The organism is Gimesia sp. (assembly GCF_048260065.1).
Lineage (GTDB): Bacteria > Planctomycetota > Planctomycetia > Planctomycetales > Planctomycetaceae > Gimesia.
The window spans coordinates 124,494-137,915 of record NZ_JBLXHC010000012.1; the positions used below are offsets into that span (position 1 = coordinate 124,494).

At 50.2% G+C, this 13,422-nt stretch carries 12 protein-coding genes; 5 read left to right on the top strand and 7 right to left on the bottom strand.

Annotated elements, in window-relative coordinates:
- The first annotated feature begins 33 nt into the window (after positions 1–33).
- The 3 genes from ACN0YN_RS21350 to ACN0YN_RS21360 all read left to right on the top strand — a co-directional run bounded on the left by ACN0YN_RS21350 (position 34) and on the right by ACN0YN_RS21360 (position 2,436).
- Complete coding sequence (locus ACN0YN_RS21350) at positions 34–417, top strand: BlaI/MecI/CopY family transcriptional regulator (RefSeq protein WP_417387048.1); 384 nt, start codon at positions 34–36, stop codon at positions 415–417.
- Between the two features lie 11 nt (positions 418–428).
- Entirely contained in the window at positions 429–1,892 is a 1,464-nt protein-coding gene (locus ACN0YN_RS21355) for a M56 family metallopeptidase (protein ID WP_417387049.1), read from the top strand.
- 190 nt (positions 1,893–2,082) lie between these two features.
- Positions 2,083–2,436 (top strand): hypothetical protein, encoded by a 354-nt coding sequence (locus ACN0YN_RS21360; protein WP_417387050.1) that lies wholly within the window; start codon positions 2,083–2,085, stop codon positions 2,434–2,436.
- 96 nt (positions 2,437–2,532) lie between these two features.
- Here the strand turns inward: ACN0YN_RS21360 and ACN0YN_RS21365 are convergent, their stop codons facing one another.
- Both ACN0YN_RS21365 and ACN0YN_RS21370 read right to left on the bottom strand, forming a co-directional pair.
- The gene (locus ACN0YN_RS21365) at positions 2,533–2,865 is read right to left on the bottom strand and encodes a hypothetical protein (protein ID WP_417387051.1); all 333 of its coding nucleotides are present in this window, start codon (positions 2,863–2,865) and stop codon (positions 2,533–2,535) included.
- On the bottom strand, positions 2,862–3,680 hold the full coding sequence (locus tag ACN0YN_RS21370; protein ID WP_417387052.1) for a class II glutamine amidotransferase: 819 nt from the start codon (positions 3,678–3,680) through the stop codon (positions 2,862–2,864). Before ACN0YN_RS21370 ends, ACN0YN_RS21365 begins: the two co-directional genes overlap by 4 nt.
- A 266-nt stretch (positions 3,681–3,946) precedes the next feature.
- Here ACN0YN_RS21370 and ACN0YN_RS21375 point away from each other — a divergent pair, with 266 nt between their 5' ends.
- Complete coding sequence (locus tag ACN0YN_RS21375) at positions 3,947–5,512, top strand: sulfatase (protein WP_417387053.1); 1,566 nt, start codon at positions 3,947–3,949, stop codon at positions 5,510–5,512.
- A gap of 54 nt (positions 5,513–5,566) precedes the next feature.
- Here ACN0YN_RS21375 and ACN0YN_RS21380 read toward each other — a convergent pair whose 3' ends face one another.
- From ACN0YN_RS21380 to ACN0YN_RS21400, 5 genes are all read right to left on the bottom strand, one after another.
- Positions 5,567–7,135 carry an alpha/beta fold hydrolase gene (locus ACN0YN_RS21380; RefSeq protein WP_417387054.1) on the bottom strand — a complete coding sequence of 523 codons (1,569 nt, stop codon included), beginning with the start codon at positions 7,133–7,135 and terminating at the stop codon, positions 5,567–5,569.
- A 70-nt stretch (positions 7,136–7,205) separates the two neighbouring features.
- Positions 7,206–8,984: a hypothetical protein gene (locus tag ACN0YN_RS21385; RefSeq protein ID WP_417387055.1), complete on the bottom strand. Its 1,779-nt coding sequence runs from the start codon at positions 8,982–8,984 to the stop codon at positions 7,206–7,208.
- Positions 8,975–9,511, bottom strand: a complete 537-nt coding sequence (locus ACN0YN_RS21390) for an RNA polymerase sigma factor (RefSeq protein ID WP_417387056.1) — start codon at positions 9,509–9,511, stop codon at positions 8,975–8,977. The genes ACN0YN_RS21385 and ACN0YN_RS21390 overlap by 10 nt, the downstream gene beginning before the upstream one ends.
- Positions 9,512–9,755: 244 nt before the next feature.
- Positions 9,756–10,286 (bottom strand): GNAT family N-acetyltransferase, encoded by a 531-nt coding sequence (locus ACN0YN_RS21395; protein ID WP_417387057.1) that lies wholly within the window; start codon positions 10,284–10,286, stop codon positions 9,756–9,758.
- 219 nt (positions 10,287–10,505) lie between these two features.
- Positions 10,506–12,008 (bottom strand): sulfatase, encoded by a 1,503-nt coding sequence (locus ACN0YN_RS21400; protein ID WP_417387058.1) that lies wholly within the window; start codon positions 12,006–12,008, stop codon positions 10,506–10,508.
- Positions 12,009–12,332: 324 nt separating this feature from the next.
- On the opposite strand from ACN0YN_RS21400, the gene ACN0YN_RS21405 reads away from it, so the two are divergent.
- Positions 12,333–13,394 carry an alpha/beta hydrolase gene (locus tag ACN0YN_RS21405; RefSeq protein ID WP_417387059.1) on the top strand — a complete coding sequence of 354 codons (1,062 nt, stop codon included), beginning with the start codon at positions 12,333–12,335 and terminating at the stop codon, positions 13,392–13,394.
- The last annotated feature ends 28 nt before the right edge of the window (positions 13,395–13,422 follow it).

Below are 13,422 nucleotides of genomic sequence, written 5' to 3' on the forward strand. Positions count from 1 at the left end.
GGTTATCCCGTTGGAAGGCGAATGGAGCGAAACATGCCTGAAATCGATATTGATGTTACTGAGACAGAACTTTCCGTACTGGAAATTCTCTGGACGAATTCCGATGGTCTGCCTGTCCGGGAGATTGTATTAAAACTTTATGACCGCCATGAACATTCTCTGCATGCCGGGGTAAAGAGTTTTCTGGACCGACTGATGGAGAAAGGTCTGGTGACTGTTGATAAAAGTGGTTTTGCCCATCTTTTTTCAGCCAGGCTGAATCGGCAGGAGTTTGTAGGTCTGCAGTTAAAAAAAATGGCGGAAAATCATTATGGTGGCTCTTTTGCTCCCATGCTGCTTTCACTGGTAGATCAGGTCAAACTGAGTGAGAAACAGCGGGCATCCATTGAGAATATCATCAAAAACATCAAAGACTAAGGAGTTTTCTGATGGGGTATCTGATGTATTGTCTCCTCTGGAATCTGATGTTTGTGGCAGCAGCTTCTGTGATATTGTATCTACTTGGAGCAACCCGCTGTCTCAGTGAGCGCCCTGCATTACGTCATGCACTCTGGTTGCTTGTCTTGTTGAAGCTTGTAACGCCGCCTCTTTTTGCGGTTCCCCTGCTGCCTGCGGTTCAATTCGAACAGCTACCTGAAGAAGTATCAGAGAAACAGAATATAAACGATCACGGACAGAGCGTCAGTGTGATTCCTGCTTCTTCTCACACTGCAGACTTCTCGCTCCCACAAAGGGGAACCAGCAGTCACTCGAAAGGAACCGGGGCTCTGGTTTCAATTATATTACCGTGCATGAGTTTGAGCGTGTCTATGTTACTGGCGGGGCTGGTTGTTTTGCAGCGGTTTCGTTTGGTTAAACTGTCGACCAGTTTTATTACACCCGAAAAACAACTCACGGAAAGCTTGCATCAAGTATGTCATGCGTGCCAGCTTTCGAAGCCGCCAGAATTGGTTGTGGTCAATGCATTCTGCTCTCCGATGCTGTGGGTCGGGCTGCGTCGTACTACGATTATTCTACCACGTTCGTTTACTGAGACTCTGAATGACGAACAGCTGCAGCAGATTCTGGCGCATGAAGTCGCACATCTGGTTCGGAAAGACTATCTATCCAGTTTTCTGGCGTTTGCAGTCGTCTGCCTGTTCTGGTGGAATCCGATTGCCTGGATTGCACGACGGGAAATGTTTATTGCCGCGGAAACCTGCTGTGATGCATTTGCGATTGCGGTGACGTCCGGCTCTCGCCAGTCATATGCCAGAACCCTGTTGGCTGCAGTGGACTTTACGAATCGTGACCGATCTGTGTTACCAGCCTGGGGGACACAGTTTGTAGAATCCCCATCTTTAGAGAGGAGAATTAAAATGGTAGCCCGTTCCCAAATTAAAACTGCATTAACTCGCTCGCATCGCGGAGTCATCATCTGTCTGAGCCTGTTGGTTCTGATACTGGTTCCGGTGCGGTCAGAAGAAATTCAGATCGCTCAGAAACAAATAACAACAGAACTGAAACAGGATGAAAGTATTCAGGCCGACAGAAAACAAAAGGAAAAAGAGGTCGTTCCGCCTAATACCGGATCAGCAAATATGCCGACGATTCCGAATGTAAAACTGATTTCCTGGTCGGGTACAGAAACATCCAGTCGAGCTTATTTCTTTAAAACAGCTCAGGCTGCTGAATCATTCGCGAATCTGGTTCAGGCGTTTCAGATGGCAGACCAGTTTAAAATCGAAATCTCGGAAACAAAACCCATGCAGATCGATCAGGATAAACGGCTTTGTATTATGCCGGCGCGCTATGTAAGGCATCTGGGGCTGGAAGGAGATAAATATGTGTTGTTGCAAGGCACGCGCGCGACCCATACACACCTGGAAAAAGTCGTGAGTGCATTGAAATGATAATAAAAAAATCACTCTACCAGTATGTAGTGGTGAGAGTTTATCGTACCTGTTTTTAAGGAGGTGAGAGATGTTCGCTCAGAACAGAACAAGAGATGTCACGTTCCGTTTATTTAAGATGATTCCAGCAGTTTTTGGAATCATCTTTCAGACAGGGCTTCTGCAGGCACAAACAGACTCGGATTCCTCAGTGAAAGAGAAAGCAAAACCGGGGACGAGCGCTTATCATCAACCAGGTATTGCCGATGCAAGACTGGTTGTCTGGGGAGTCGAATCTTCAGTTAGAGCCTATTACTTCGATACCGGCCAGCAGGCAGAGTCATTCAGTCAAGCAATCAAAGAATTTCAGATTGCAACACCTTTTAAAATTGAGCTTACGAATGCCGAAGAAGCGGTGGTTGATTATGACAAACAGAGAGTGGTGTATCCACCGAATTATGCCGAACAGATAGAGCGTAAAAACCAGGTGTACGTGTTACTGGAAGGCACGCGCGAGCAACATGCTAAAATCGAATCGGTGATGCGAGCCGTCGGTCGTAACTGAGGAGCTCACTTCAAAAAGACGGTCGAGACGGGAAAGCCGGAGTAAAGTATCATGGCTTTCCTGAAAGATTGATCTACAAGAAACTCAAAACGCTTTTTAATGCAAGTCCTGAATCATGCTGTCCAGCTGTCTCACCGCATTCCAGTTTCTGGCGGTGACGGGAACGCCCAGACAGGCTTCCACTTTTGCTGCCAGTCTGAAACCCCCGATGCCGTCGGGGGCATACAGGTAGAAGACTTTCTCCTGCAGGTGAAACTGTTCTGGTTTCGCCTGCAGATTTTCCAGATCGGGTTTGCGGGGCCCGGAATTCAGAAAGAAATAATGTAACGCCTTGCCTTCCCTGACGGGGAAAGGGTTATTGACGATTGCAGACCGCGAAATAGAGCAATCAGCGTGTTCACGGGGGTTCCTCTCAATAATGGATTTCATGTTTCCGGTTTAAACTCTGTGACTGTCGCCGCTCCCTGTTCCACGGTTAACAACGCCGACTCAGGAACTTCTTCCCAGTGGCGGGATAAATCGTCCAGCGGTTCAGAGACGACAATTACCGCGTCTTCGGGTAAGACGGCATAGGTGCCGTCCAGATCATGCAATGCTCTCAGGTGGCTGCTGTGATACAGAGTACGCGACTGTCGATGACTCGAATAACGAACTGCCCAGATGCGTTCGCCGTCAGAGACACAGGCGCTGAAATAGATGGCTCCTGCAATACCCGCGGCCTGACGGGCCTGTTCGACATGTCCTATTGTTCGGGCGAGTGCTTTTGGCGCGTCTTCTTTTAATCCGAACGTCAGCGCCAGATAAAACAGGAGCTCTGAATCGGTAGAGCCTTCAATGGACAGGAACAAATCTGGATCCACATCGAACAGCAGCTGACGTTTGAGCGAATGAAATTCGGGGATCGAACCATTATGCTGAAACAGCCAGTTCTGGTAATTGAAGGGATGGCAGTTGGTGTTCTGGACGGCAGTACCTGTCGATGCCCTGACATGTGACAGAAACAGTTCGGAATGAATATGTTCCGCCAGATGCAGAAAGTTCGTGTCATTCCAGGCTGGATGTGTGTCGCGGTAGACGCCTGGAGTGGGATCATCTCCATACCAGCCGACGCCGAATCCATCGCCGTTCAGACTTTCCACATTCTGCGTGGCGTGGCGGCTCTGATCAATTAACGAATGGTTGGGGCGGGTCAGGACATCACTCAGTTTGAGTGAGGGACCGGTATAAGTGAGCCAGCGGCACATGCGGGAATCTTTTCTATAATTAGAATTCGCTGTAAAAAGTGGATTTAGTATTGAATTCCATGTATGGAATCTTGAACCCCGTCAGTCGAGATCCAGACATCTGATGTCGATTCTAATTGCCGTTTTACTAATGAGCAACAAAATACTCCAGGGAACGGTGCCATCATTAGACAGCAGTATCTGCAGACTGGTATATTAGGAGTCTTAAACCATTACCGGTTTTATTGCCCGTTCGGAGAATTCTGTTTTAGAAAGATCATCACACCATGAGTTCGCATCTTATCCGCTCACTGCGACTGGCTGTTGTTTTCTGCCTTGCTCTGTTTCTCAGTGCCGCCAGCTTACTGGCAGCTAACGTTCAGAACCAGCAGGTCAAGCCTCCGAATATCGTCGTGTTCCTGGTAGATGACATGGGAGTCATGGATACGTCAGTTCCCTTTCTGACCGATTCAGAGGGACAGCCGAAACGTTATCCGTTGAATGATTATTATATCACTCCCAGTATGGAACGACTGGCGAAGCAGGGGATTCGCTTCAATCATTTTTACGCCATGAGTGTCTGTTCGCCAACGCGCATCTCGATCGTATCAGGTCAGAATGCGGCCCGGCATCATGCGACGAACTGGATCAACCCGCAGAAAAATAACGCCGGGCCACAGGGCCCTCCTGACTGGAACTGGGAAGGACTGAAGAAAGACGATGTGACATTACCGCGTCTACTGGAAAAAGCAGGATACCGAACGATTCACGTGGGAAAAGGGCATTTTGGAGCTGATGGCTTTCCTGGCGCGGAACCACTCAATCTTGGCTTTGATGTTAACATCGCTGGCTCTTCCTTTGGTGCACCGGGCAGCTATTACGGCATGAAGAAATTTGGCCTGGGAACCAGGCGGGCTCATCACGCGGTGCCACATCTGGAAAAATATCACGACACCGACATCTTTCTGACCGAAGCGTTAACGATTGAAGCCAACGCCACCCTGGCGGAAACGGTTAAAACAGACCAGCCTTTCTTTCTGTATATGGCCCATTACGCGGTTCACGCTCCTTTTGAATCCGATCCGCGGTTTGCCGCCCACTATAAAGATTCCGGCAAGCCGGAGCCGGCTCAGGCGTTTGCCACGTTGATTGAAGGTATGGATAAGTCGCTGGGCGATATCATGAATCAGCTCGATCAACTGGGAGTAGCTGAAAACACCCTGATATTCTTCCTGGGTGATAATGGCTCGGATGCGCCGCTTGGTCATCAACATGCGGTAGCCTGTGCCGCTCCTCTGCGGGGTAAGAAAGGGGCTCACTATGAAGGGGGAATGCGTGTGCCCTTCATCGCAGCCTGGGCCAAGCCGGATGCTTCGAACCCGAATCAGAAAAAACTGCCGATCCCCCAAGATGCGCTGCAGACACAGATCGCCGCTGTGCATGATCTGTTTCCGACCATTCTGAAGGTCGCTGACGTCAAACCGCCAAAAGGTTACATCGTCGATGGACAGCCACTCAATCAACTGCTCACCGGGAAGTCAGACGAATCTCATCGCGATACATTTCTGATGCATTATCCCCACTCACCACATCGCAGTAACTACTTTACTGTCTATCGTGATGGCGACTGGAAAGTCATCTATCACTACGTTCCTTCGAAGGATTCCGAAGATTCGCATTATCAACTGTACAATCTCGCGAAAGATCCCTTTGAACAGCATAACCTGGCGGAATCAGAGCCGAAACAGCTCAAAAAGATGATGCAGGGGCTGATCGAAAGTATGGAACAGCATGCAGCACTCTACCCCGTCACGAAAGATGGCAAGAAACCATTGAAGCCCAAACTTCCCTGATCGTTGCTGGAATCTCTGGGAGTGCTCAGCAGTGAGAAAACGTTCTGCGGACACTCAGTCAATTAACTGGGAAAACAGGGATGGTTCGCCGGTTGCCTGAAACTGGAGTGGCGGTAAAGTGATTCGGGCAGGGATGCGTGGAAAGGCGTCTGTCGGATTTGCTTCGTTGAAAAAATCCGTCAGGTAATTCAGGAATCGGGGATCGACACTCGCAGCGTGCAGGTTGGCCGCATGGGTTCCTCCCTCGACCGTGATCAGATGGCCGTTGGGAAACCAAGTCAGGATTTCCTCCGCATTTTCAATCGGGGTCGCTAGATCCAGTGTGCCGTGAATGAAGAGCACGGGCGTATCAAACTTTTTAAACTGACGAAACTTATCGCTGACTGTCGGTGCAGGAGTGACGGCCTGCGTCGCTGTATAAAGCAGATTGATGTTTCCCAGCCAGCGGCGGGCTTCTTCATTCTCCAGCTTTTTCAGTCGCTTGTCGGTAATTCCCAGGCTGTTGTCAATCAGTGTCAGCAGCAGATTATAGTCTTCCAGTTCAGGGCGATCATCAATGATTTTCGCTGCCAGATACTGATGATCTTCCCGATAGAGTTCCAGCACCAGTTTAGGCCACAATTCAAGCATGCGTCGGGAGTGGACTCGAGAATTGAGGACTGGCTGTCGCAGATAATAGCGAACGTCATCGGCTCCAATGGCGATTTCCGTCGTCTTTCGACTTCGGGGATGCTGCCCGCGCACCCGGAGCGGCTGTTTCTCAAGGCGTGTGATCACGGCTTTCACCGCTCCCAGCAAACCTGCTTCAGGTAATTGAATGTTTCCCGATGCCCGGACTTGCGCTTCGACTCTCTGAAAGACATTCCAGATTCCGTCGGCACTGTCATAAGTATAATCAAGCGGTTCCACACCTGACAGCAGCAATCGCTCAACATGCTGCGGATACTGCTGCAAATAGGCCAGAGCCCATTGAGAGCCGAAGCTGCCCCCTCGAAATGCAATCTGTTCATAACCGTGAGTCTGGCGAATCGCTTCAAGATCGTCGACAAGATGCAGAATATCATAACCTCTCAGATCGAACTGCAGATTCTGGCAGATGCGAAGTGATTCTTGTATGCCTACCGACATTCGCTGTCCCCTCTGTTCGAACGACAGGGGCTCTAATCGTTTTCCTGGTTGAGCAAACCACAGCTTGGGCAGGTTTTGAATTCCCGGGACATGACTGTTGCCGCGCTGGTTCACAATGACGATATCACGATTTGCATTGAAGGCGCGCATCTCCGCATATTTGGTATAACGTTTCTGCTGTAGTCCTTCAGAGATCTGTGCCGCCGTGATCGCTTCACCCGGACCACCTGGCAGGAAAAATACAGGCGGTTTCCCGGAAGGTTTACGGGCAGGGAAACGAAAATAATGCACGGTGATATTGCGGCTGTCGGCAACGGTTCGATTTTCAGGAACCACAATCAACGCTTCTTCTCCCCGGAGTTGATCTCCAAACTGGCGCGGTTGAGTGAGCAGCGTTCCGACTGCAGGCGCAGTGTGCGCATGCATTGCAGCGTTATTGGTAAAGATCCAGGCAATCAGCAGTATGAAAGTGAACCGTGCGCTTTGTTCGAACATTGAGGCGATCCTGAAATGAAGATGGAATCCGTAGATTCATCCTAACTCAGATACAGCCCTGATTCCAGCGTTAACTTTTCTGGGGTGGGGGAGACGACCAGGTGGCGTAAAGACAGAGTACGACCAGCAGGATCGCAGTGAGCAGACTGCGTTCGTAGTACATCCATTCCAGCCATGTGGGTTGAGCGACTCCCGGCAGACTGTTCAATCGTCTCAATGTGACCGCCGCGGTCCACTTGTCTTCAGAAGGTCGGAAATATAAAGGACGCAGGAATGACCTGACCTCGTTCAGGTCAAGATTCTCGGGAACACCAAAAATCTGCATCAGTTCTACGGCGTGTGAAGTGGTTTCCAAAGAGGCAGAGCCGTCTAGATACTGTTCAAAGCCGCCGGCGATCTGATAGAAGTGCGTCTGATCGCTGTGAAACTGAAGGAGCCAGTCATGGACCTGTTGACGGTATTTGTCTCGATCAATGGGACGATCGATCACCTCCAGTAACTGTGTCACGCGAAGCGCCGTCTCCAGGACATTTGCATTCTCTCCGACACAGGAGTCCAGGGTTGCTAACAGCCGCTGTTCGAGGTAATCACGGTCATCAGGCGTCAGTTGACCCGTTTGATCGAGTGCATAGAAAACCCAGGCGTACTGGTTCAAACTGAAGATCCTACCCGGTGATTCAAGTCTGCGCAGGGGGAGCAGTGAAAGGCGTTTCCGTTCCAGATCGGGAAGCTGTTCTATTTCATGGGGGGGGACGACTCCTGTACGAAAGGCACTTCCCAGAATGAACGTTAACTGATCCTGGTTGGTGTCGATTTCTCTCTGGAGCACTTTCCGGGCACGGGAGAGATTCGGGTTCAGGCCTTCGTCGATGGTCCAGCTGGCGGGAATCTCCCAGTTCCGCCAGGAAATAGAGGGGAAGCGGCCAACTTTAAATGCTTCCACATGCTGCAGAATCCGTGCGGGTGTGGCGGGCCTCAGGATTGGATTGCTAAGCCACGAGAGCAGGGCGATGACCACACTGAAGTAGATTACTGCTCCGATCCATAGCTGCTTTGATGTATTGTGCTCTGTGGATTGAGAGGTCGCTCTTTGTTCTGATGTGTCAGAAGCCTCTAATTGATTCTTACAGTAGATCACAATTGGAAACAGAATCAGTGTGCCCACAAAGAAGACAACAGAAATCAATTTCTGGTCAACGAAGTGAATATCGCGTAGTCCGTTGAAGGGATTCATCATCGTCTGGCCGAGGAAGCCTAAACCCAGCAGACAGGATTGAGCGATCATCAGACGATTCCCTATGTCATAGTGAGTCACACTTGAGAGAAAACAGAGCAGCAGACCGAACGAAGCCAGCAGCAGCAGGAACAGCAGCCAGGTCGAACCGATCATGGGTAGAATAATCACGGCTGCGTAAACCGGAATTGCGGCCCATTTGTAGTTTGCCCACCATCGTTTCACCGCTGTCTGCATCTCGCTGGCATCACTGACTTCTGAAACGTTTTCTTTCTGTAGGTTGCGGATTTTGCGCGCACTGAAAAAAGCGGTTCCAATCAACACAAACAGACTGATGGCGGGCAACGCCACATAACCCAGGAACTTCTGTGGGATCGTCAAAGAGGAGAGCTTCATCCCGCCGCCCATCACATTGCTGCTGGAGAGGATCGGCCAGGGAATAAAGGCAGCAGCGACTTTGAGCAGGGGAGACGCGGTTTTCGCCTGTTCTTTCAACAGCCAGGCTTCACCTGCTTCGATGCGTGCCTGGACTCTGTTTGCGAATTCCTTCGTATCGACGCGATGAGGGCGGAGCGCTGCACGCAGGTCTGATTCCGGAACCAGTTCTACAGACATAACAACATCCTTCCAATTTGTGAAATGGAAACTTTTCCCTCGAGCAAGCGACGCAAAGTGCGGCGTGCCTGATAAAGTCGGCCTTCTACCGTCTTTTCAGTGAGTGATAAAAGAATGGCGACTTCTTTGACGCTGGTTTCTTCCAAGTAATGCATCAGCACGACCTGCCGTTGTTTGAGAGGGAGTTGCTCGATGGCACTGCGCAGTTTTTCCAGTTGAGGGTCAGGTTGGGGATCAGCGGGAGCGGCAACCGATTCCAGAGACGTGGACTCGACTGTGACAACATGATTTCGACGTCGCTTATGACTGCGAGCCCAGTTTCGATAGCGGTTGCGCGCAACACCACTTAGCCAGGGCCCAAATACCTCAGGCTCTGACCAGAGTCCGCGACAGGAGTCACGACTGAGGTAGGCTTCGGCGAAACTGTCCTGGGCAATCTCCGCGGCGTCGTGCCAGGGAACTCCCCAGGAAGCGATCAGGCCTGTCAGGGGGCCGCGATAAAGGTCAATTAGTTGTGTCAGGTCCATGCTGATCCTTTCTCTATCTCAGTAGTCTCCGGATCTGCTGACAATCACACAAAAAAATGCAGGAAATCATTATTTTCAAGCAGAAATTGTTCTGATGAAGTGTTTTTACCAATTTAATGAACTGATATTACGATTGGGGAGAGTCGCTCAAAACGGTTTCGGGATTTAGGTTTACGGTGTTTTATCTACCAGAGAGTTACCTGTTTCTAGTCGGAACGTCACCCGTGTCTGATGAACCCCGTCATTAGAAGAGGTAACCCAGCAAATCAACTGGTTCATCTGGCCAGATCTTTTTTCCCGTCTGTTTAATCATTAATTCATTTTCGATTCGTTCCATACCGACTCCATAATTTTTGTGCGCATCAATTCTGAGCCAGGTAAGGCTGGTCGAAACTGGTTGAAATCCATTTTTTTCATAGAGACGATAATCATCGGCAACGAGGAACAGAAAATCGATTCCTTTCTCTCGCGCCAATGCCGATAGTTGCTCCAGCAGCACAGTCGCAATCCCTCTGTTTCGGTAACTGCTCGAAACACACAAATCAATCACGCCAAAGATCGAGAACACGGATTCCCCGACAGAGATCACGCGATGGTCGATTCCCATTTGACCAACGAGTCTATTGTCTTCATACGCCAAAAATCTGAAATGAGGCAACTGCTTGAAATACGATCTGTTTGTTGAATGCTCAGGAAAGCAATCATTGCGAAGCCTGGTAATCTCTTCGTGAAGTTGAGGATTGATATCGTATTCTATCTTTTCTTCAATCTGCATTTTAGTCGTTTCCTGGGCCTCTTGTTACTCTACCGAAGGATCAAGGAGAAATCTCTCGCAGATGGGTACACTCAGGGGCGCCTGTGACCCGATCTGCGTGTAGGGCCACAAATTAGATTTCGCCAGCCTGATCAAATCGATTCGTTCCTGGATAAGACAGGGATGATGGTGGAACGGAGACTCGACTCTTTCAATAGAGAGGACTCTGATAACATTCCGTCAACGATTGATCTCAATAGGTCTCTTTTTCTGAGCAGCCCGCCAGTTGGCAAAGGAATCCAGGTAAGACCAGCGGAAATCGTTCTGCTTGCGGTATTTCATATCACGGTTCTCGTATTGTTCTTTGAAGAATGCTTCCAGATTGACCGGCTCAAGGAAAGGGTCGCGAGTCCGTACCTGCAGTTCCGTCAATGCTATGATCAGTCGCGCCTTCGTTGCAGCATAAGCAGGATCTTCTGCGAGGTTATTCCATTCGCAGGGATCTTCCTGCAAGTCATACAGTTCGTAGCGGGGCGGTTGTGACCAGCGTGTAAAGGCCTGTTTTGTTTGTGCTGAAATCGTTTTCTGGTCGGCAGAGGTGGCACCTGAGATCACAGAATGAGGGTGCGATTCATCCAGATAACTGCCTGCGATCGGGTTGTCAGTCCCCGGTCGTGGATTGGAAATCAGCTTAAAACGCGTATTACGGAGTGAATGCTGGATGTAACAGTTCCGCGGAAATGAGCCGGTTGTGAATCCAAAAATATATTCCCGCCAGTCTGTCACAGGCGCGTCGGTGAGCAGTGGCTTCAGATTGCGTCCCGGCAGTGCTTCCGGAATCTTCATGCCCGCAGCCACGAGAGCAGTAGGCAGCAGGTCCAGAGTGGAAGCCAGTTCCTTCCGTACCAGTCCTGGCTGAGTGACGCCAGGCCAGGAGACGATCAATGGCACACGGAGTCCTCCCTCGTAGACACTTCCTTTGCCGCGCGGAAACTGGGCGCCATGATCGCCGATATAGAATATGAGTGTATTTTGGGTTTCTCCTGCTTTGTCCAGCTCTTTCAGCAGTAAACCGATTCCCGTATCCAGCCGGGCCAGACAGTTGTAGTAGTTGGCCACCTGTTCCCGCAGACGTGGCGTGTCAACGCCTACCCAGGGCATCGGTTTGACATCATCGGCTGACAAAGGCGTTTCCGGCCGGCCATTGACTTGTTTGATAAAGGGCAGATGTGCATCGGGAAAGTTGACGGACAGGAACCAGGGTTGATCTTTTGCCTGTTGAAAGAATTTCGCTGCCTGACTGGCATAGGCGGTCACTGGTTCCCGCCGGTTGAAATTGGCAGAGCGGATGGCACGGAAGTCAAACGGAAAAGCGCCTTCGGGGTTTACGTGCAGTTTGCCAATCAGCCCCGTGTAATAATTCTGTTGTTTCAGCAGTGTGACAAAATTGGGAGTCTCTTTTTTGTACAATGCGAACTTATGTGTGGCCAGTCCGATTTGCCCATTCTGATGAGGATATTGACCCGTCAGAAAACAGGCACGCGAAGGGGAACAGACTGAGTAAGGTACATATGCATTTTCAAATCGTACTCCTGTTTCAGCAAGATGGTCCAGGTTTGGCGTCTGAGCGTAGGGATCGCCATAACAGCCCAGCTCAGGTCCATTGTCTTCAGAGACGATCAATAGAATATTGGGTGGCTTCGCAGCAAATACAGGTTCTGTGAACAGGAAGATCAGAATCATGAGGTTCCAGAAAAAGCATCTTGATTTGACTGTCTGCTGCATAACGTAGTTACCTGATGCATAGAGACTGAAGTATGAAGGAGAGCAAAATTCTGCTCCTTACTATTCTGGCAGAATCATTCTGTTCAATCCAGCTATTCGTTTTTAAATTTGTTGAAACGTGAATCACGATGGTCATGGTCCCGCTCAAGCATTGCAACGGGTATCGACTCTGGTAAAATCGAATGACTTTGGCGAACTCTATGATTGCGCTCGATGAGAGAAGATGATTGTATCTTTTCAAACCGCCAGCAGACAACGATCAACTCAACAGGAGTGACAACGATGCATCTGATGCGCACCATGTTTCCACGACCCGTTCTACAAAATCTATCGGCGCTGCTCGGCTGCTTGGTTTGCATTCTCAATACCACTTCTGTAACCGGACAGGATTATGAGGCACCTGCCACGATCTCACCGGAGGCACAGAAAGCAGTCGCCGGATTCAGTCGCGCCGCAGCGACTGCACCACTTCCCAGGCCTGATGATCGGGAAGGCTGGAAAGCAGTGCAGGCTAAGGTGGAGCAGAAACGAGCTGCTGCTAACGCGGAAGTGGTCAGAAAATATCAGCCGCAAATCACAGAACGGAAACTGGGGGGTGTTCCGGTACTCGATATCAAACCCAAAGGCTGGAAAGAGAGCGACCAGATTCTCGTTTATACCCATGGCGGCGCTTATACGTTATACAGCGCCAAGTCCCGTCTCATGAGTGCCGTACCGATGGCGAATGATACGGGGCTGCGCGTGATCTCAGTCGACTACACTCTGGCTCCCTGGGCGCAGTGGCAGGAAGTAACCGATCAGGTGGTCTCTGTCATCCAGGCTCTGATCAAAGAAGGACATACCTTGAAGGAAATCGCCGTCTATGGAGAGTCTGCGGGAGGTGGCATGGCTGCTGGCGTCGTGCTGAAGCTCCGTGACAAAGGTCTGGGCATGCCCGCTGCAGTTGTGCTCTGGTCCCCCTGGTCCGATATCACGGAAACCGGCGACACCTATGCAACACTGCAGGATGCCGATCCCCTGTTGTACTATCCCGGCAACCTGAAAAACTGCGCTGATGCTTATGCTGCTCCTGAGGATCAGAAGCACCCATACGTGTCGCCTGTGTACGGTGACTATTCGAAAGGTTTTCCCCCGACTTTAATTCAGGCGGGGACCAAAGAAATATTTATGAGCAATGTCATCCGGCAGTATCAGGCTCTGGATACAGCCGGTATCCCGGTCAAGCTTGACCTTTACGAAGGCATGTGGCACATCTTTCAGGTCTTCAATTACGATCTCCCGGAATCCAAACTGGCCCGCAAGAAAGTGAAAGTGTTTTTGAAACAGCATCTGGGGAAGCCGTGACCGAAAGAGACACTACCTTTAGAAAACG